Source organism: Enterobacter sp. MGH120, from assembly GCF_001037725.1.
Lineage (GTDB): Bacteria > Pseudomonadota > Gammaproteobacteria > Enterobacterales > Enterobacteriaceae > Enterobacter > Enterobacter hormaechei_C.
Map to the genome: position 1 here is coordinate 1,760,444 of NZ_KQ089940.1, position 18,468 is coordinate 1,778,911.

The 18,468-nt window shown below is 56.7% G+C and carries 18 protein-coding genes; 9 read left to right on the forward strand and 9 right to left on the reverse strand.

Translation table 11 applies throughout. The features are described 5' to 3' along the window. Positions 1-26: 26 nt before the first annotated feature. Positions 27-668, reverse strand: coding sequence for a phosphoribosylglycinamide formyltransferase (gene purN, locus SK54_RS08380; protein ID WP_006811493.1), 642 nt, complete (start codon positions 666-668; stop codon positions 27-29). Next, a complete protein-coding gene (purM, locus tag SK54_RS08385; RefSeq protein WP_017383509.1) occupies positions 665-1,702 on the reverse strand; it encodes a phosphoribosylformylglycinamidine cyclo-ligase in 1,038 nt (345 codons plus the stop codon). The genes purN and purM overlap by 4 nt, the downstream gene beginning before the upstream one ends. A gap of 266 nt (positions 1,703-1,968) precedes the next feature. Between purM and SK54_RS08390 the strand changes: the two genes are divergently transcribed. The 4 genes from SK54_RS08390 to SK54_RS08405 all read left to right on the forward strand — a co-directional run bounded on the left by SK54_RS08390 (position 1,969) and on the right by SK54_RS08405 (position 6,412). Continuing rightward, positions 1,969-3,399, forward strand: a complete 1,431-nt coding sequence (locus SK54_RS08390) for a 6-phospho-beta-glucosidase (RefSeq protein WP_023295128.1) — start codon at positions 1,969-1,971, stop codon at positions 3,397-3,399. Positions 3,400-3,615: 216 nt separating this feature from the next. After that, entirely contained in the window at positions 3,616-4,242 is a 627-nt protein-coding gene (gene upp, locus SK54_RS08395) for a uracil phosphoribosyltransferase (protein ID WP_003860560.1), read from the forward strand. 82 nt (positions 4,243-4,324) lie between these two features. Further along, entirely contained in the window at positions 4,325-5,614 is a 1,290-nt protein-coding gene (gene uraA / locus SK54_RS08400; protein WP_047636797.1) for a uracil permease, read from the forward strand. 96 nt (positions 5,615-5,710) lie between these two features. After that, positions 5,711-6,412, forward strand: coding sequence for a DnaA inactivator Hda (locus SK54_RS08405; RefSeq protein ID WP_211482948.1), 702 nt, complete (start codon positions 5,711-5,713; stop codon positions 6,410-6,412). A gap of 86 nt (positions 6,413-6,498) precedes the next feature. Here SK54_RS08405 and SK54_RS08410 read toward each other — a convergent pair whose 3' ends face one another. Genes SK54_RS08410 through celB form a run of 3 tightly spaced genes read right to left on the reverse strand, consistent with a single transcriptional unit; the run spans position 6,499 to position 10,196 of the window. After that, complete coding sequence (locus SK54_RS08410; RefSeq protein ID WP_048247033.1) at positions 6,499-7,917, reverse strand: leucyl aminopeptidase family protein; 1,419 nt, start codon at positions 7,915-7,917, stop codon at positions 6,499-6,501. Next, on the reverse strand, positions 7,917-8,873 hold the full coding sequence (locus SK54_RS08415; RefSeq protein ID WP_032619278.1) for a N(4)-(beta-N-acetylglucosaminyl)-L-asparaginase: 957 nt from the start codon (positions 8,871-8,873) through the stop codon (positions 7,917-7,919). Before SK54_RS08415 ends, SK54_RS08410 begins: the two co-directional genes overlap by 1 nt. Before the next feature lie 3 nt (positions 8,874-8,876). Continuing rightward, positions 8,877-10,196, reverse strand: a complete 1,320-nt coding sequence (gene celB, locus SK54_RS08420) for a PTS cellobiose transporter subunit IIC (protein ID WP_032619279.1) — start codon at positions 10,194-10,196, stop codon at positions 8,877-8,879. A gap of 147 nt (positions 10,197-10,343) precedes the next feature. On the opposite strand from celB, the gene SK54_RS08425 reads away from it, so the two are divergent. Next, positions 10,344-11,168, forward strand: coding sequence for a homeodomain-like domain protein (locus SK54_RS08425; RefSeq protein ID WP_032619280.1), 825 nt, complete (start codon positions 10,344-10,346; stop codon positions 11,166-11,168). On the opposite strand, the gene arsC is transcribed toward SK54_RS08425, so the two are convergent. Then, positions 11,165-11,521 (reverse strand): arsenate reductase (glutaredoxin), encoded by a 357-nt coding sequence (gene arsC, locus SK54_RS08430; protein WP_017383503.1) that lies wholly within the window; start codon positions 11,519-11,521, stop codon positions 11,165-11,167. The two genes, SK54_RS08425 and arsC, sit on opposite strands and share 4 nt — an antisense overlap. A gap of 13 nt (positions 11,522-11,534) precedes the next feature. Then, on the reverse strand, positions 11,535-12,998 hold the full coding sequence (bepA, locus tag SK54_RS08435; protein WP_015572197.1) for a beta-barrel assembly-enhancing protease: 1,464 nt from the start codon (positions 12,996-12,998) through the stop codon (positions 11,535-11,537). Between the two features lie 220 nt (positions 12,999-13,218). On the opposite strand from bepA, the gene SK54_RS08440 reads away from it, so the two are divergent. Then, positions 13,219-14,283, forward strand: coding sequence for an AI-2E family transporter (locus tag SK54_RS08440; protein ID WP_003860546.1), 1,065 nt, complete (start codon positions 13,219-13,221; stop codon positions 14,281-14,283). Between the two features lie 139 nt (positions 14,284-14,422). Here the strand turns inward: SK54_RS08440 and bcp are convergent, their stop codons facing one another. Both bcp and SK54_RS08450 read right to left on the reverse strand, forming a co-directional pair. Further along, positions 14,423-14,893, reverse strand: a complete 471-nt coding sequence (gene bcp / locus SK54_RS08445) for a thioredoxin-dependent thiol peroxidase (protein WP_015572198.1) — start codon at positions 14,891-14,893, stop codon at positions 14,423-14,425. After that, on the reverse strand, positions 14,893-15,462 hold the full coding sequence (locus SK54_RS08450; RefSeq protein ID WP_000213743.1) for a glycine cleavage system transcriptional repressor: 570 nt from the start codon (positions 15,460-15,462) through the stop codon (positions 14,893-14,895). Before SK54_RS08450 ends, bcp begins: the two co-directional genes overlap by 1 nt. Before the next feature lie 145 nt (positions 15,463-15,607). On the opposite strand from SK54_RS08450, the gene dapA reads away from it, so the two are divergent. The 3 genes from dapA (at position 15,608) to purC (ending at position 18,360) form a co-directional block, all read left to right on the forward strand. Then, on the forward strand, positions 15,608-16,486 hold the full coding sequence (gene dapA, locus SK54_RS08455; RefSeq protein WP_003860542.1) for a 4-hydroxy-tetrahydrodipicolinate synthase: 879 nt from the start codon (positions 15,608-15,610) through the stop codon (positions 16,484-16,486). A 16-nt stretch (positions 16,487-16,502) separates the two neighbouring features. Continuing rightward, the gene (bamC, locus tag SK54_RS08460) at positions 16,503-17,537 is read left to right on the forward strand and encodes an outer membrane protein assembly factor BamC (protein ID WP_006811481.1); all 1,035 of its coding nucleotides are present in this window, start codon (positions 16,503-16,505) and stop codon (positions 17,535-17,537) included. Positions 17,538-17,646: 109 nt separating this feature from the next. Further along, positions 17,647-18,360 (forward strand): phosphoribosylaminoimidazolesuccinocarboxamide synthase, encoded by a 714-nt coding sequence (gene purC, locus SK54_RS08465; protein WP_001171626.1) that lies wholly within the window; start codon positions 17,647-17,649, stop codon positions 18,358-18,360. Positions 18,361-18,468: the final 108 nt, after the last annotated feature.

Here is an 18,468-nt window from a genome sequence, read left to right on the forward strand (position 1 = left end):
AAGCGCCGCCGGGCAATTCAAACAGACTACTCTTCAGCCGCATAACCCTGCGGGGGCAACTTCACGCCGTCCAGCCAGGCTGCGCCGTTGCGCATCTCCAGACGTCCATCGACAAACCAGCTTACCACCAGCGGATAAATGGCGTGTTCCTGCGTCTGCACACGTTCGGTCACGTCGTCTTCGTTGTCGCCGTCAAAGACCGGTACTTTTGCCTGCAAAATGACCGGACCGCCGTCCAGCTCGTCGGTGACGAAATGCACGGAGGTACCATGCTCCTCATCGCCGTTCTCCAGCACCTGACGATGGGTGTGCAGACCGGGGTATTTTGGCAGCAGGGAAGGGTGGATATTGAGCAGTCGTCCGGCGTAGTGTGCAACAAAAGCCGGGCTCAGGATGCGCATGTAGCCTGCCAGCACCACCACGTCAGGTGCGTAGGCGTCAATCTCCTGCACCAGCTCACGGTCAAAGGCTTCACGCCCGGCGAACTGGCTGGCTTCCAGCGCGTGCGCAGGAATGTTCGCTTCCCGCGCGCGCTCAAGGCCGAATGCATCGGCCTTGTTGCTGAATACTGCCCGAATGGTGCCATTGATTTTCTTCTGTTTGCAGGCGTCTATGATTGCCTGCAAATTGCTTCCGTTGCCGGAAATGAGCACCACGATGTTTTTCATTCAATGACCACACGCTGTTCGGAATCGGAAGCTTTAATCGTACCGATTTTCCACGCGTTTTCACCTTTTTCTGTCAGCAGTTTAACCGCTTTATCCGCTTCGCTGGCGGGCAGGGCGATAACCATGCCCACGCCGCAGTTAAAGGTGCGGTACATTTCGTGAGAGCTCACGTTGCCTGCGGTTTGCAGCCAGTTGAAGACGGACGGCCACTGCCATGAGGATGCGTCGATCACCGCCTGGGTATTGTCCGGCAGCACGCGCGGAATGTTTTCCCAGAAGCCGCCGCCAGTGAGGTGAGCGATGGCGTGCACGTCAACGTTCTCAATCAGCTCCAGCACGTTTTTCACGTAGATGCGCGTCGGGGCCAGCAGGTGATCGGCCAGCGGTTTGCCGTCCAGCTCGGTGGTCAGCGGGTCGCAACCGCTCACTTCGAGGATTTTACGCACCAGAGAGTAGCCGTTGGAGTGCGGACCGCTGGAGGCCAGCGCAACCAGCACATCGCCGTCAGCCACTTTGCTGCCGTCGATAATTTCTGATTTTTCTACCACGCCGACGCAGAAGCCTGCGACGTCATAATCTTCCCCGTGATACATGCCAGGCATTTCCGCGGTTTCACCGCCGACCAGCGCACAGCCGGATTGCAGGCAGCCTTCGGCGATACCGTTAATGACGCTGGCTGCGGTATCCACGTCCAGCTTGCCGGTCGCGTAGTAATCGAGGAAGAACAGCGGCTCGGCGCCCTGTACCACCAGGTCGTTGACGCACATCGCCACCAGATCGATACCAATCGTATCGTGACGCTTAAGATCCATCGCCAGGCGCAGTTTTGTACCGACACCATCCGTACCCGAGACCAGCACAGGTTCACGATATTTTTGCGGCAGCGCGCACAGTGCGCCGAATCCACCCAGGCCACCCATCACTTCCGGGCGGCGGGTTTTTTTCACCACACCTTTGATTCGGTCAACCAGCGCATTACCTGCGTCAATATCAACACCGGCATCTTTGTAGCTGAGAGAAGTTTTGTTGGTCACGGCTTAAATCCCCACGCGATTGCATAGCTAGTAAGAAAAATCGGCGCAATTCTAACAGTCCAGGCAAACGTTTGCGAGCCTATTCTCGGCGCGAGGATCTTTTTTTCTGTGCGGGCTGTCCAGGGCAACAAACTTGACTCTGTTCACGAAAATGAAACCGGTTTCGGCGATCTGCTTGCAACGGCTATCCCCTTTGCACATCATCAAACTGAAACCGGTTTCTGTAACTGTTTTTGCAGAAAATAACGCAGAATGAGGGATAGCGAATGTCAGGATTTAAAGCAGGTTTTCTGTGGGGTGGGGCCGTTGCGGCGCACCAGCTCGAAGGCGGCTGGAAAGAGGGCGGCAAGGGCGTGAGCGTTGCCGATGTCATGACGGCAGGCGCCCACGGGGTACCGCGTGAAATCACCAACGGCGTGCTGGAGGGGAAAAATTACCCAAACCACGAAGCCATCGACTTTTATCACCGCTATAAAGAAGACATCAAACTCTTTGCCGAGATGGGGTTCAAATGCTTCCGCACCTCCATCGCCTGGACGCGTATCTTCCCGAAAGGCGACGAGCTGGAGCCGAACGAAGCGGGACTCAAATTCTATGACGATCTTTTTGACGAGTGCCTGAAGCACGGCATCGAGCCGGTGATCACGCTTTCCCACTTCGAGATGCCTTTCCACCTGGTGACGGAATACGGCGGCTGGCGCAACCGTAAGCTGATCGACTTCTTTGTTCGCTTCGCGAAGGTCGTTTTTGAGCGCTACCAGCATAAAGTGAAGTACTGGATGACCTTTAACGAGATCAACAACCAGGCCAACTTCCACGAAGACTTTGCGCCGTTTACCAACTCCGGGCTGAAATATGCGCCGGGAGAAGATCGCGAGCCGGTGATGTTCCAGGCGGCGCACTATGAGCTGGTGGCCAGTGCCCTGGCGGTGAAGGCGGGGCGCGAGATCAACCCGTCGCTGCAAATCGGCTGCATGATTGCCATGTGCCCCATCTATCCGCTGACCTGTGCCCCGGACGATATGATGATGGCGATGAACGCCATGCATCGTCGCTACTGGTTCACCGACGTTCACGTGCGCGGCAAGTATCCGCAGCATCTGCTCAACTACTTTGAACGTCGCGGCTTCGCGCTGGATATCACCGAAGAAGATAAAGTGGCGCTGACGCAGGGCTGCGTGGATTACATCGGGTTCAGCTACTACATGTCTTTCGCCACCAAAGCGACGGCGGACAACCCGCAGCTGGACTACGACGAGAGCAAGAGCCTGGTCTCTAACCCGTACGTGCAGAAATCGGACTGGGGCTGGCAGATTGACCCGGTGGGGCTTCGCTACTCCCTCAACTGGTTCTGGGATCACTACCAGCTGCCGCTGTTTATCGTTGAGAACGGCTTTGGCGCGATCGACGTGCAGGAGAGCGACGGCACGGTGAACGACCAGTACCGCATCGACTACCTTTCCGCGCATATCCGCGAGATGAAAAAAGCGGTGGTGGAGGATGGCGTAGACCTGATGGGCTATACCCCGTGGGGCTGTATCGACCTGGTCTCTGCCGGCACCGGCGAGATGAAAAAACGCTACGGCTTTATCTTTGTCGATAAAGATAACGAAGGTAACGGCACGCTGAACCGCAGCAAGAAGAAATCGTTCGACTGGTATAAGCAGGTGATTGCCAGCAACGGAGAGCAGCTATAATTGCCCGGTGGCGCTGCGCTTACCGGGCCTACGGGATGTGTAGGCCGGGTAAGCGTTAGCGCCACCCGGCAGAATCCCGCACCCAAGCCGGAGCCCAGCCTCCGGCTTTTTTGTTTTTGATTGATGCACGTCAAGCAAGATGGGTATGGCGCAATCCGAAAAAAGCGGTATAATCCCGCGATTTTTTTGCGGATGCCACCTCAGAGGAGAAAGAGAATGAAGATTGTGGAAGTGAAACACCCACTCGTTAAACACAAGTTGGGCCTGATGCGTGAGCATGACATCAGCACGAAGCGTTTTCGCGAACTGGCTTCTGAAGTGGGTAGCCTGCTGACCTACGAAGCGACCTCTGATCTGGAAACGGAAAAAGTGACCATCGAAGGCTGGAACGGCCCGGTACAGGTTGAGCAGATCAAAGGTAAAAAAATTACCGTGGTGCCAATCCTGCGTGCGGGTCTGGGTATGATGGAAGGCGTGCTGGAGCACGTCCCAAGCGCGCGTATCAGCGTGGTGGGTATCTACCGTAACGAAGAGACGCTTGAGCCGGTCCCGTACTTCCAGAAGCTGGTCTCTAACATCGACGAGCGTATGGCGCTGGTGGTTGACCCGATGCTGGCGACCGGCGGTTCGATGATCGCCACCATCGACCTGCTGAAAAAAGCGGGATGCAGCAGCATCAAAGTGCTGGTGCTGGTTGCGGCGCCGGAAGGTATCGCGGCGCTGGAAAAAGCGCACCCGGACGTTGAACTCTATACCGCGTCTGTCGACCAGGGACTGAACGAGCACGGGTACATCATCCCGGGGCTCGGCGATGCCGGCGATAAGATTTTTGGTACTAAATAATCGAATAACGATAAAGAAGCCGACTTTGATAGTCGGCTTTTTTTTGAATAAAAACCAACAATGACACTCAGAGGAAAACACTATGACGCGCCGTGCTATCGGGGTGAGTGAAAGACCGCCGCTTTTACAGACAATCCCGCTTAGTTTGCAGCACCTGTTCGCCATGTTTGGCGCAACCGTGCTGGTGCCAATCCTGTTTCACATTAACCCGGCTACCGTGCTGCTGTTTAACGGCATCGGTACGCTACTTTACCTCTTCATCTGTAAAGGCAAAATCCCGGCCTATCTCGGGTCGAGCTTCGCGTTTATCTCCCCGGTTCTGCTGTTGCTGCCGCTGGGTTATGAGGTCGCGCTGGGCGGCTTTATCATGTGCGGCGTGCTGTTCTGCCTGGTCTCCTTCATCGTGAAGAAAGCCGGTACCGGCTGGCTGGACGTGATGTTCCCGCCTGCGGCAATGGGGGCCATCGTTGCCGTCATCGGCCTGGAGCTGGCGGGCGTGGCGGCGAACATGGCCGGGCTGCTGCCTGCGGACGGTCAGTCACCGGATTCTACAACCATTATTATTTCGCTGGTGACGCTGGGCGTGACGGTTTTCGGTTCCGTCCTCTTCCGCGGCTTTATGGCGATTATCCCGATCCTGATCGGCGTGCTGGCGGGTTACGCGCTCTCCTTCGTGATGGGCGTTGTGGATACCACCCCGATTGCCGAGGCGCACTGGTTCGCGCTGCCAACCTTCTACACCCCGCGCTTTGAATGGTTCGCCATTTTCACTATTCTGCCTGCCGCGCTGGTGGTGATTGCTGAGCACGTCGGCCACCTGGTGGTGACGGCGAACATCGTGAAGCGCGACCTGATCCGCGACCCGGGCCTGCATCGCTCCATGTTTGCCAACGGTTTCTCCACCATCATCTCTGGTTTCTTCGGCTCCACGCCAAACACGACTTACGGTGAGAATATCGGCGTAATGGCGATCACCCGCGTCTACAGCACCTGGGTTATCGGCGGCGCGGCGATCATCGCCATTCTGCTCTCCTGCGTTGGTAAACTGGCGGCGGCGATCCAGATTATCCCGGTTCCGGTGATGGGCGGCGTTTCCCTGCTGCTGTACGGGGTGATCGGTGCCTCCGGTATTCGCGTGCTGATTGAATCCAAAGTGGATTACAGCAAGGCGCAGAACCTGATCCTGACCTCCGTTATCCTGATTATCGGCGTGAGCGGCGCGAAGGTGCACATCGGTGCGGCAGAGCTGAAGGGGATGGCGCTGGCGACCATCGTCGGCGTCGGCCTGAGCCTGATTTTCAAGCTGATCTCGGTGATCCGCCCGGAAGAGGTAGTGCTGGACGCGGACGACAGCGAAAAAGCGCCACATTGATCGTCATGCCGGGCGAAGGATCGCCCGGTTCTCTCCTTGCAGGTTCCGTGTTAAACTCCATTCCGATTTTATGTAAGATCTCTGGTTGAGGTATTTCTGAACGGACCGGCACAGCTCTCTCTGCCACTTTATCTCCCTGACGACGAAACTTTCGCGAGTTTCTGGCCGGGTGATAACCCCTCTTTACTGGCTGCACTGCAAAACGTGCTGCGCCAGGAACACAGCGGATACATCTATATCTGGTCACGCGAAGGCGCGGGACGCAGCCACCTGCTGCATGCCGCCTGTGCGGAGCTTTCGGCGCGCGGTGACGCGGTAGGCTATGTGCCGCTGGATAAACGCACCTGGTTTGTGCCTGAGGTGCTGGAGGGCATGGAACATCTCTCCCTGGTCTGCATCGATAATATCGAATGCGTGGCGGGGGACGAACCGTGGGAAATGGCGATCTTTAACCTCTACAACCGCATTCTGGAGTCGGGCAAAACCCGGCTGCTGATCACTGGCGATCGTCCGCCGCGTCAGCTCAATCTGGGGCTGCCGGATCTGGCGTCTCGTCTGGACTGGGGACAAATCTACAAGCTGCAACCGCTGTCGGATGAAGACAAACTCCAGGCACTTCAGTTGCGCGCCAGACTGCGCGGATTTGAACTGCCGGAAGACGTGGGTCGGTTCCTGCTTAAACGCCTGGACAGGGAAATGCGCACGCTGTTTGACACGCTCGATCAGCTCGATCGCGCCTCCATTACCGCCCAGCGCAAGCTGACCATTCCGTTTGTAAAAGATATTCTTAAGCTTTGAGTTTTTTGCCCGGTGGCGCTGCGCTTACCGGGCCTACGAAAACCCGTCATACCTTGTAGGCCGGGTAAGGCGCAGCCGCCACCCGGCTAAAGATCCCCCAACAAGTGCTCCACCAGCAGCGGAATCGGTCTTCCCGATGCCACGCTTCTGCCGTTCTCACGCCACAGCGCCGTCCCGCTGATATCCAGATGCGCCCACGGAATGGTCGGCGGGCAGAAGTGATGCAGCAGCCACGCCGCCGAGGCGCTGATCGCCGCATTGTTGGTCGGCGTGTTGCATAGATCGGCAATGGCGCTGTCGGTCTGCTTTCTCAGCCGCGCATCCAGCGGCAGGGACCACACCTCGTCGCCGCTTCGTTTGCCCGCGAGCGTCAGTGCCTGACGCAACGGCTCATCCTGGGTCATCAGCCCGCTCAGCTCATACCCCAGCGCTTTCACCACCGCTCCGGTTAAGGTCGCCATATCAATGATATAGTGCGCCTGCGGATGGCGCTGACTCGCCCAGGCGATAGCGTCTGCCAGTACCAGCCGGCCCTCGGCATCGGTATTGTTGATTTCAACGGTGGTGCCGTTGCAGGCCGTCGCCACCGTGCCGGGCTGCATGGCGTCGGGGCCGATGGCGTTTTCCGCCAGCGCCAGCACGCCCATGATGCGCACGGGTAATTTCAGCTCCGCAACGGTCAGCATCAGCCCGAGCACGTTAGCCGCGCCGCACATGTCATATTTCATGGTGTACATGCCCGCGCCTTCCTTCAGCCACAGGCCGCCGGTGTCAAAGGTAATGCCTTTTCCCACGTAGCAGCGCACCGGGCCATCAGACACGCCGTTATAGTGAATAGCCAGCAGGCGCGGTGGGCAGGTCGCCCCTTTGCCGACGGCGTGCAGCAACCCAAGCCCTTGCTCAACGATTTGCGTTTCATCCAACACCTCGCAGCGCAGGGCAGGGCTGGCGGCACACAGTTTTTGCGCCTCATCCACCACAAACTGCGGCGTGCAGCGGTCGGACGGCATATCCGCCAGACGTCGCGCCGCAACCATGCCGAGCGCAATGGCCTGCTGCTGGCGGAAGGTCGTCTCCAGCTTCGCCTGCTGTTCCGGCAGGCAGAGGGCAGTGATGCAGGTAAGACGCAGCACTACGTCCGTCTTCTTCAGCTTCAGGTCACTGAGCCTGTGCGCCTGATTAAAGAGAAAACGCAGTACCTGCGCCAGCACCACATCGTCAATATCCGTCACGTCCAGCACGAGTTCGGCGCTGGCGGGGGCGGCAAGCAGCGGTCGCAGGGCGGTGAGCAACCCTTCGGTCAGGGCGTCATGCCAGAGCGCATCCGGAAACAGGGTGATGCGGGCAAACGGCGCGCAGCCAAAGCGCGCGTCCGCGACGGTGCTCTGCTGGCGCATTTCAGCGACAAGAGCGCTTTCCGGTATCAGGGAACTGTCAGCGCGCGCAATCAAATGGCTTTGCGGCTTCGCGTCTGAAAGCGCGTTGATAAACTGGTATGTGATCATCATGACTCCTCAATCGGTGCGCGGATCCGCGCGGCATAGGCCTGCATCCACTCCTCATCTACCGCGTGATAGTGCGTTTTCTCCCGCAGGCGTTCAGTACGGAAAACGGTGAGGGGCTGGCGAGCCGTCGCCACCACAAACGAGAAGGTTTTGATGTTGGTTGCGGCGCCAAATTCTCCTTTGCTGTTCATGCACACCACGGAGACATCGCCCGCGCGACCGAAGCGCGACATCAGCTTGTCTTCCAGTTCGAACACCACCGAATCCGCCGCCTGCTGCGGCGTCATCCCTTGCGCCATCCGGCGAACGATTTCGTAGCTGGTACAGCCCTTCATCAGATCTTCACCGACGCCCGTGGCGGTGGCCGCGCCGGTTTCGCTGTCGCAGTAAAAGCCGGAGCCGATGATGGGTGAGTCACCGAGGCGACCGCGTTTTTTCATAAACAGGCCGCTGGTGGAAGTGGCGACGCTCATCGATCCCTGTTTATCGAGGCCGATGATACCGACGGTGTCATGTCCGTCGTAGGGGCTTAACCCCTTATCCAGCGTTTCGCGGCAGCGCTTACGGTAGTGTTGCATGGCGCGATCCGTGAGCATGGTTTTGTCGGCAAAGCCCTGGCTCAGCGCCCATTCGCGCGCGCCCTGGCCGACCAGCAGGCTGTTATAGCGCTGGCGGCTGAGCGCGTGCGCCACGCGTACCGGGTTGGCGATATCCACCAGATTGCCCACGGCGCCGAACGCCAGCGTGTCGCCGTCCATATAGGCCGCGTCCAGCTCTACCTCGCCGTTCTCGGTCGGCAGCCCGCCGTAGCCGACGGATTTATAAAACGGAAAGTCCTCGACGGCGGCGACGGCATCCACCACCGCCGGAGCGACAGGTTTGCCCGCAGCCAGCGCAGACGCAGATTCCGTGACGCCTTCAAGCGCCATTCGCCAGGTTGCGATAATTCCCCACATGCTTTACTCCTGTTTTGCAAGGGTGGTGTCGGTTTGCGTAGCGGTAGTCAGCTCCGCGGCGCGGTACTGTTTATCCAGGATACGCATGAAAGGCAGGTACAGCATGGCGCCAATCAGCAGGTTGATCAGCTGCATCACGCTGCCGCTCAGGTGCCCGGTGACGATAAAGCCGCTGATAACCGGCGGCAGCGTCCAGGGGATAAACACCCCGGTAGTGACGGCGACCGCACCAATTTTCATCGCCGCATACTGCACGGTGACCAGCACCAGCGGCACCAGATTGAACGGGATGAGCATGATCGGGTTCATGATCACCGGCAGGCCAAACAGGATCGGTTCGTTGATGTTAAACACCGACGCGCCCGCACCGAGGCGCGCTACTTCGCGCATGTTTTTGCTGCGGGCGAAAATCAGCATCGCAATCACCAGCGACAGCGTGGCGCCCGCGCCGCCCATCCAGATCATGTCAAAAAACTGTTCGGTGATGATGTGCGGCGGCGTCGTTCCCGCCTGGATCGCGGCGATGTTGTCGGTCTGGTTCTCCATCCACAGCGGGCGAATAATCCCGTTGATCATCGAACCGGAGTTAATGCCCACTGACCACAGAATGGTGATGCTGAATACGGTCATCAGCGCCCCGAAATAAGAGGTGCCGTAGTGGCGTACCGGGGTGGCAACCACTTCATAAATAAACTGGTGGATGGTGTGGTAGTGGGTGTTTTCAAAGATGATGCGGATAAGCAGCACCAGAATCATTACCAGCAGGGCCGGGATCAGGGCCGCGAATGACTCCTGCACCGCCGGAGGCACGCCGTCCGGCATTTTGATGACCAGCTTTTTGCGCTTCAGCCAGCAGAACAGTTCCGTCCACAGCAGGGAACCGATCATCGCCACGAACAGCCCTTTGCTGCCAATCCACTCCACCGGCATCACGGTAATGCCGCCGTTTTCCGCCACTTTGATAAAGGGCGTCAGGATCAGAAACGCGACCAGCGCCAGGATGCCGCAGGAGATGCGGTCCTCACCATAATGCTCAGCCAGGCGGTAGGCCACCAGGAAGCTGATAAACAGCGACATGGTTGAGAACACCGCGTTAAACGGGATCTCTATAATTGCACTCCAGCTCTCACCAAAGGCCTGAGACATAAACTGCTGATAGGCCTGATTCGGGAAGGAGGAGATCACCAGCAGAATAGAGCCGACGATGATAAACGGCATGAATGACACGTAGGCGCCGCGAATGGCCCCAAGATGACGCTGCTGGGCCGTTTTCGCCGCCAGCGGCATCAGTTTTGCTTCAAGAAATCCCAGAACATTGTTCATTGTGAACTCCGTACAAGATTGAGAGGTGTTGTTTATGTTATGTCTGTGGATTATCAGTGAAGCGTGGCGAGCGAAAGGTGAAATCGGTCACAAAGCATTCGCTGCTCTGATATAAATCTCATAAGATTAGTTCCGGAGAGAGACGCGATGGAAATCAAACTGCATGCCAACGCCACCACCACACCGCGTATCCGTCGTTATCTTCAGCAGTCAGATAAAAGCGACAGGGAACTTGCCGTTGAGCTGGGGATCTCGGTCACCACCGTCAGGCGCTGGCGCAACCGCGACCAGGTTTCGGATAACCACACAACGCCAAAAGTGATACACAAAGCGCTGAGACAAGAGCAGGCGGCACTGATAAATGCCCTGCGGGATATCACCGGGGCACCGCTGGATGAACTGCTGCTGCTGGTGAATGACGGACTCGGGATCGCCGTTTCCCGCGCGACCCTGAACCGCTACCTCAAACCAGCTTCGGTAAAACAAAAGGGGGCGTCGTTGCAGGGCAAAAAGGCGCTGAAGGCCGGTATCATGCCGCAGAAGCTGTTTCTGCATCATCAGCCGCTGTCGCTGCATATGGACGACGGTGGCGAGCAACACCTGCTCTGGGCGCGTGAACCCGTCAGCGGCTGGTGTTACGCCCGGCTTTATGCTGGCGTATCGCCGCAGTTGCTGACCCGCTGGACGAACGAGGTGCTGGCTGCCTGTCCGGCTGATATTCAATCTGTTGAGACTTTTGGGCTGGAAGTGAACTTGCCGGAGCATAACGTCACCGTAAAAGTGCATTCACAGTATTATCTCGCCCTTCAGGTCACCGTGCCGTTACGCGAAATCATTCCGCGGGTGAACAGTGAACCGATGGGAGAGCTGTTGATCCAATTGTGTGAGTTTTACAACCGGGGAAAAGCGCAGAAAAAGCTGGGAGAGCGTACGCCGCAGGCGTTTCTGGAAGCGCTGCGGCGTAACGATTAGACGATCTCGAGCACGTCTTCCGGCGGACGGCCGATACGCGCCTTGCCATTTGCCACTACAATCGGGCGCTCAATCAGCTTTGGATTGTCGACCATCGCCTGAATCAGCCGATCTTCAGTGAGACTGGTATCGTTCAGATTGAGCGACTTATACAGATCTTCTTTCTGACGCATCAGGTCGCGTGCGCTGCCCATGTTCAGCATCTTCAGCAGCTGGCGGATAGTCTGCGCGTCCGGCGGCGTCTCCAGGTACAGCACCACTTCCGGTTCGATGCCGTTAGACTTCAGCAGGCTGAGGGTGTCTCGGCTCTTGGAGCAGCGAGGGTTATGGTAAATTTTTACCGCGTCTGTCATGACTTCTCCTTTATTACATCTTCTCGTACGGCTTAAAGCGTTGTTGCAGGCCGCGCAGCTGGTCGATTCGCGCATCGTAGCGGGCCTGTTGCAGGCTGCCAAGCTTCACCTGCGAGCTGGCGCTGCTCAGCAGGGAAATGGCCTGATCGAGACGACCCGCCAGCGCCAGACCTTCCGCACGCGCGGCCAGCTCCTGATCGCGGTTACCCAGTTGCCCCTGGGCCTGGGCGAGCAGCTCCCAGCCGTTCTGGTCATCTTTATTGTTAAAGGTGTAGCGGTTCAGAATGGTCACCGCCTCGCCGGGCTGGCCGCCCTGTAGGTAGGCGTTCGCCAGGTTAAGCTGCAATACCGGATTGTTACGAAGATCTTTCGCCCCTTTCAGGCGATTAATCGCATCGGTCGCTTTTTTCTGCCCCAGATCGATATCGGTGGCGAGGTCGAGATACCACGGATTGTCAGGCGCCGCCGCCAGCAGCGGCTGTAGCGCTTTTCGCGCTTCATCGTATTTGCTGGCCTCCATCGCCTGGAGCGCCTGACCATACTGCGCCGCGTTTTTCTCGCGCACGTTGCCTTTCGCCAGCGCGTCCAGCAGATCGCTGGTGAGCTGATTACGTCCGGAGTTGTACATGCCAAGCGTTCTCACTTTGGCCATGTAGAAATCCTGCGAAGACTGCACCACGACCGGACGCATCTGGTTGGCACGGTTACGCGCATCCGAGAGGCGGCTTTCCGGCAGCGGGTGGGTCAACAGAATTTCAGGGGGACGCGACGAGTAGCGTGCCTGGTCGAGCAGCTTTTCCAGGAAGCTCGGCATGGCCTGCGGGTCAAAGCCGGAACGCTGTAAAACCTGAATGCCGATGCGGTCTGCTTCCTGCTCATTCTGCTGGGTAAAGCTGATCATCCCCTGACGCGTCCCCGCCAGCGTCCCGGTAAGCGCCGCCATCCCGGCCTGCGGGCTGGCCATCGCCAGCAGAATAGAGCCCAGCGCGCCCACCCAGGTTAGCGGGGCGTTACGCTTCTGATCTTCCATCGCACGCGCCAGATGGCGCTGGGTGACGTGCGAAATTTCGTGCGCCATGACGGACGCCAGCTGGCTTTCGTTATCGGAATAACGGAACAACGCCGAATGCAGTACCACGTTCCCGCCAAAGAAGGCGAAGGCGTTGATTTCGTCGTTATTGATTAAATAGAAGTGGAAGGGCGTTTTTACCGAGTCGGCGTGCGCCACCAGACGCATCCCCAGGCCGTTAATGTATTGCACCAGCAAAGGGTCGTTAATCAGCGGAGCACTGCCGCGCAACTGGCGTACGTAATAATCACCCATCTGCATCTCCTGCCCGATGGAGAGCGTGCTTCCTGCCGTGGTGCCCATGTCCGGCAATGAATCGGACGAGTCAGCGAAAGCGGGCAACACCTGACCCACCGTCACGGCGGCAATCAGTGTCGCAACCAGTGTTTTTCTCAACTGCCTGAACATAACCACTGTCCTGTATGTTGGATGTGCTAATTTGACCGATGAACCCGCATAACGTTCATCTCCGCTGCTCTGCGAGTGTAGCCGTGTTAAGAGATGAAGAAAATCCCATTCATCAGGGTTTTGCGAAACCTGACAGTGAAACAAAAAGGAAAGTCTTTTTTGTGACAGTTAGATACAATTCACCGTCTCACTCCCGCCATTCGATTCAGGGAAGGGTTGTATGCTCGAAATGTTAATGCAGTGGTATCGGCGTCGGTTTAGCGACCCGGAAGCCATTGCTTTGCTGGTCATTCTGGTTGCCGGATTCGGTATCCTGTTCTTCTTTAGTGGCCTGCTGGCACCGCTACTGGTGGCAATTGTGCTGGCGTATCTGCTGGAGTGGCCCACCGCGCGTCTGGAACATATCGGCTGTTCCCGCCGCTGGGCGACCAGCATTGTTCTGGTGCTGTTTGTCGGCATTCTGCTGCTGATGTCCTTCGTGGTGATGCCCATCGCCTGGCAACAGGGGATCTACCTGATCCGCGATATGCCCGGCATGCTGAATAAACTGTCTGATTTTGCCGCCACGCTGCCGCGCCGCTATCCTGCGCTGATGGACGCCGGGATCATCGATGCGATGGCCGAAAACATGCGCGCCCGCATCATGACCATGGGTGACTCGGTGGTGAAATACTCTCTGGCCTCGCTGGTAGGCCTGCTGACGCTGGCGGTTTACCTTGTTCTCGTGCCGCTAATGGTGTTCTTCCTGGTCAAAGATAAAGAGCAGATGCTGAACGCGGTACGCCGCGTGCTGCCGCGCAATCGCGGTCTCGCCGGTCAGGTCTGGCAGGAGATGAACCAGCAGATCACCAACTACATTCGCGGCAAAGTGCTGGAGATGATTGTGGTGGGCGTGGCGACCTGGATTGGCTTCGTGATCTTCGGACTGAACTACTCGCTGCTGCTGGCGGTGCTGGTCGGATTCTCGGTTCTGATCCCGTATATCGGCGCGTTTGTGGTGACCATTCCGGTTGTGGGGGTGGCGCTGTTCCAGTTTGGTTTGGGTACGGAGTTCTGGAGCTGTTTCGCCGTATACCTGATTATTCAGGGACTGGACGGGAACCTGCTGGTACCGGTGCTGTTCTCAGAAGCAGTTAACCTGCATCCGCTGGTGATTATCCTTTCAGTGGTGATTTTCGGCGGGCTGTGGGGATTCTGGGGGGTATTCTTCGCCATTCCGCTGGCGACGCTGATTAAAGCCGTGGTCCACGCGTGGCCGGATGTGCCAGCGGTGGAAGAGAAGTAGATTTAGTGCGGGCTGATGCCCTCACCCCAACCCTCTCCCGCGGGGAGAGGGGGCAAACACTAAAAACGGTAGCGCATGCTACCGTTTTGCATTTACCTTGTAGGCCGGGTAAGCGCAGCGCCACCCGGCACTAAAATTATCACGCGTTCTCTTTCAGCCACTTCAACACTACGTCGTGGTGGTTGCTGGTTTTGAAATCATCAAACACGTGCTCAACTTTACCGTCAGCGTCAATCAGGAAGCTGATGCGGTGAATACCGTCGTACGTTTTGCCCATAAAGGACTTCTCACCCCAGACGCCAAACTGCTCGCAAACCTGGTGGTCTTCATCGGAAAGCAGCGTGAAGTTCAGCAGCTCTTTTTCCGCAAAGCGTGACAGCTTCTCTGGCTTATCGGTGCTGATGCCCAGCACTTCCACACCGACCTTTTTCAACTCATCCATGTTGTCGCGTAGACCGCAGGCCTGTACGGTACAGCCCGGGGTCATGGCTTTCGGGTAGAAATAGACCAGAACACGCTGTCCCTGGAAGTCGGTCAAATTTACTTGCTCGCCGTCTTGATCCGGTAAGCTAAATTTCGGTGCGATATCACCGGCTTTCAGTGGGTTCATTACTCAACTCCATCCTGTTCGTGCTGCGAATAATCGACGACGCTTATACTGCCTTGCGCATGTAATTCTGTACAGAGGGCTTTGAACGCTTGCTCGATATTTGACGCATCCTGCGAGGCAGGGCTGTGTGCGGTAATTTGAATAAACAGCGTCGGGATTGCGTTTTCATCGCCCGGCTGCGTGCGGGAAACCAGTTCGGCAATGTTCATCTGATGGCTGTCAAACAGCGCCGTAAAACGTTCAATCAGATGAGGTGAATCAGGCACTTCAACCTGTACCCAGACCGTGGCAGGCAGAGCCGGACGCGGGCGCGCGGTGGTGCGCTTCATCACAATCAGTAAATCCAGCTCTGCGCCTTTCAGCGGCAGGGTAGATTCAATGAGGGTAATGGCATTCCATGTTCCGGAAAGCAGCATGATGAACGTGAACTCTTCGCCAAGCATAGCCAGCCGGCTATCTTCGATGTTGCAGCCGCAGCTGCTCACGTGGCGAGTGATGGTATTCACGATACCCGGCCTGTCAGCACCCAGCGCAGTGATAACCAGGTAATGTTGTGATGAGGTTGTCAAACCTGTTCTTCCTTTGCGTGGTTAAGTCTTCCTAAGGAAAGCATAAAAAAAACATGCATACAACCGCCTGAGAGCCTCAGGTCGCTTGCTTTTATTACAGTTCCAAACGTAACATTGAGGCTCTTGTTCGCACAGAGGATGGCTCATGTTCACGGGAAGTATTGTCGCGCTTGTTACACCGATGGATGAAAAAGGTAATGTCTGCCGGTCAAGCATGAAGAAGCTCATTGATTACCATGTCGCCAATGGAACCTCGGCGATCGTTTCGGTAGGGACTACCGGTGAATCCGCTACGCTGAGCCACGAAGAGCACGGCGACGTTGTGATGCTGACCCTGGAACTGGCGGACGGGCGTATTCCGGTCATCGCGGGGACGGGCGCAAACGCAACGGCAGAAGCGATTAGCCTGACTCAGCGTTTTAACGACAGCGGCATTGTCGGCTGCCTGACGGTGACCCCTTATTACAACCGTCCTACTCAGGAAGGTTTGTTCCAGCATTTCAAAGCCATCGCTGAACATACTGACTTGCCACAAATTCTGTATAATGTGCCGTCCCGTACCGGTTGCGATATGCTGCCGGAAACCGTTGGCCGTCTCTCGAAAGTAAAAAATATTATCGGGATTAAAGAGGCGACAGGGAACTTAAGCCGCGTTCATCAGATCAAAGAGCTGGTTTCAGACGACTTTATCCTGTTGAGCGGTGATGATGCGACCGCGCTGGACTTTATGCAGCTCGGTGGTAATGGCGTGATTTCCGTTACGGCGAACGTGGCGGCGCGTGATATGGCTGACATGTGCAAACTGGCCGCAGCCGGTCACTTTGATGAAGCTCGCGTGATTAATCAGCGTTTGATGCCGTTGCACAATAAATTATTTGTCGAACCCAATCCGATCCCAGTGAAATGGGCATGTAAGGAGTTGGGGCTTGTAGCAACCGACACGCTGCGTCTGCCAATGACACCGATTACCGACCACGGTCGTGAAATTGTCGCTGGCGCGCTGAAGCATGCCGGTTTGCTGTAAAGTTTAGGGAGATTTGATGGCTTATTCAGTACAGAAGTCGCGCCTGGCGAAGGTTGCGGGTGTTTCGCTTGTTATGCTCCTCGCTGCCTGTAGTTCAGACTCGCGCTACAAGCGCCAGGTGAGCGGTGATGAATCCTATCTGGATGCGCCGCCGCTTGCTGAACTTCACGCGCCTGCCGGCATGATCCTGCCGATCCAGAACGGTGATTATAATATTCCGGTTACCAACGGCAGTGGCCTGGTGGGTAAAGCGCTTGATATTCGTCCGCCGGCTCAGCCTCTGGCGCTGGTGAGTGGCGCGCGCACGCAGTTTACCGGTGATACGGCCTCTCTGCTGGTGGAAAGCGCACGCGGTACCACGCTGTGGCCGCAGGTTGTGAGCGTTATTCAGTCGAAAAACTATACGATTGATAAACGCGACGACGCCAGCCAGACTTTAACCACCGACTGGATTGAGTGGAACCGTCTCGATGAAGACCAGCAGTATCGTGGTCGTTATCAAGTCTCCGTTAAGCCGCAGGGTTATCAGCAGGCGGTTACCGTCAAGCTGTTGAATCTTGAGCAGGCAGGTAAACCGGTTGCCGATCCGGCCGCCATGCAGCGCTACAGCACTGAAATGCTGAACGTGATTGCCGCTGGTCTGGATAAGAACGCTACCGATGCCGCAAACGCCGCGCAGAACCGTAACGGTTCAACGTTTGATGTGCAGAGCGGTGCAGACGATACCGGCCTGCCAATGCTGGTGGTGCGTGCGCCGTTTAACCAGACCTGGCAGCGCCTGCCAGCAACGCTTGAAAAAGTGGGCATGAAGGTGACCGACAGCACCCGTTCAACGGGCAGCATCACAGCGACCTATAAGCCGCTGTCTGATAGCGCCTGGCAGGAGCTGGGGGCAAGCGATCCACAGCTGCCTTCCGGTGACTACAAAATCCAGGTTGGCGACCTCGATAACCGCAGCAGCCTGCAATTTATCGATCCGAAAGGACACACGCTGACCCAGGCGCAGAACGATGCGCTGGTCGCTGCCTTCCAGGCCGCATTCAGCAAATAATAGTGAGGGCTGGTTAATCCAGCCCTTTTTATTTTCGTGCTACGCAAACGTGTGCGTGGCATAATATGGCCAGTTTTGAATACAAATCATCACACCAGGAGTAATGAAGATGCAGAAGCAAGCTGAGTTGTATCGTGGCAAAGCGAAAACCGTATACAGCACGGAAAACCCGGATCTGTTGGTGCTCGAATTCCGCAATGATACGTCAGCAGGAGACGGCGCACGCATTGAGCAGTTCGATCGTAAGGGCATGGTGAACAACAAGTTCAACCACTTCATTATGACCAAACTGGCCGAAGCCGGTATCCCGACTCAGATGGAAGCGTTGCTGTCCGATACGGAATGTCTGGTAAAAAAACTGGATATGGTGCCGGTTGAGTGCGTGATCCGTAACCGTGCCGCAGGCTCCCTGGTGAAGCGTCTGGGCATTGAAGAGGGTATCGAACTGAATCCACCGCTGTTCGATCTGTTCCTGAAAAACGACGCCATGCATGACCCGATGGTCAACGAATCCTACTGCGAAACCTTCGGCTGGGTAAGCAAAGAGAACCTGGCGCGCATGCAGGAACTGACCTACAAAGCCAATGACGTGCTGAAAAAGCTGTTTGATGACGCGGGCCTGATCCTGGTCGACTTCAAGCTGGAGTTCGGTCTGTACAAGGGCGAAGTGGTGCTGGGCGACGAATTCTCGCCGGACGGCAGCCGCCTGTGGGACAAAGAGACGCTGGATAAAATGGACAAAGACCGTTTCCGCCAGAGTCTGGGTGGCGTGGTCGAAGCGTACGAAGCGGTTGCTCACCGTTTAGGCGTTAAGCTCGACTAAACTGCGCATTTGCCAAAGGATGTTGGCATCCTTTGGCGTCTTATCCTTGTTTACTATGGTAATCCTTTCATTAACCGCCTACGATCATAGCTATTATAAATGGAATAG

Bases quoted from the DNA above. Each gene is read 5' to 3' on its own strand.
- purN (WP_006811493.1), bottom strand. From the start codon at position 668: ATGAAAAACATCGTGGTGCTCATTTCCGGCAACGGAAGCAATTTGCAG.
- SK54_RS08390 (WP_023295128.1), top strand. From the start codon at position 1,969: ATGTCAGGATTTAAAGCAGGTTTTCTGTGGGGTGGGGCCGTTGCGGCG.
- upp (WP_003860560.1), top strand. From the start codon at position 3,616: ATGAAGATTGTGGAAGTGAAACACCCACTCGTTAAACACAAGTTGGGC.
- uraA (WP_047636797.1), top strand. From the start codon at position 4,325: ATGACGCGCCGTGCTATCGGGGTGAGTGAAAGACCGCCGCTTTTACAG.
- SK54_RS08410 (WP_048247033.1), bottom strand. From the start codon at position 7,917: ATGATCACATACCAGTTTATCAACGCGCTTTCAGACGCGAAGCCGCAA.
- SK54_RS08415 (WP_032619278.1), bottom strand. From the start codon at position 8,873: ATGTGGGGAATTATCGCAACCTGGCGAATGGCGCTTGAAGGCGTCACG.
- celB (WP_032619279.1), bottom strand. From the start codon at position 10,196: ATGAACAATGTTCTGGGATTTCTTGAAGCAAAACTGATGCCGCTGGCG.
- SK54_RS08425 (WP_032619280.1), top strand. From the start codon at position 10,344: ATGGAAATCAAACTGCATGCCAACGCCACCACCACACCGCGTATCCGT.
- arsC (WP_017383503.1), bottom strand. From the start codon at position 11,521: ATGACAGACGCGGTAAAAATTTACCATAACCCTCGCTGCTCCAAGAGC.
- bepA (WP_015572197.1), bottom strand. From the start codon at position 12,998: ATGTTCAGGCAGTTGAGAAAAACACTGGTTGCGACACTGATTGCCGCC.
- SK54_RS08440 (WP_003860546.1), top strand. From the start codon at position 13,219: ATGCTCGAAATGTTAATGCAGTGGTATCGGCGTCGGTTTAGCGACCCG.
- bcp (WP_015572198.1), bottom strand. From the start codon at position 14,893: ATGAACCCACTGAAAGCCGGTGATATCGCACCGAAATTTAGCTTACCG.
- dapA (WP_003860542.1), top strand. From the start codon at position 15,608: ATGTTCACGGGAAGTATTGTCGCGCTTGTTACACCGATGGATGAAAAA.
- bamC (WP_006811481.1), top strand. From the start codon at position 16,503: ATGGCTTATTCAGTACAGAAGTCGCGCCTGGCGAAGGTTGCGGGTGTT.
- purC (WP_001171626.1), top strand. From the start codon at position 17,647: ATGCAGAAGCAAGCTGAGTTGTATCGTGGCAAAGCGAAAACCGTATAC.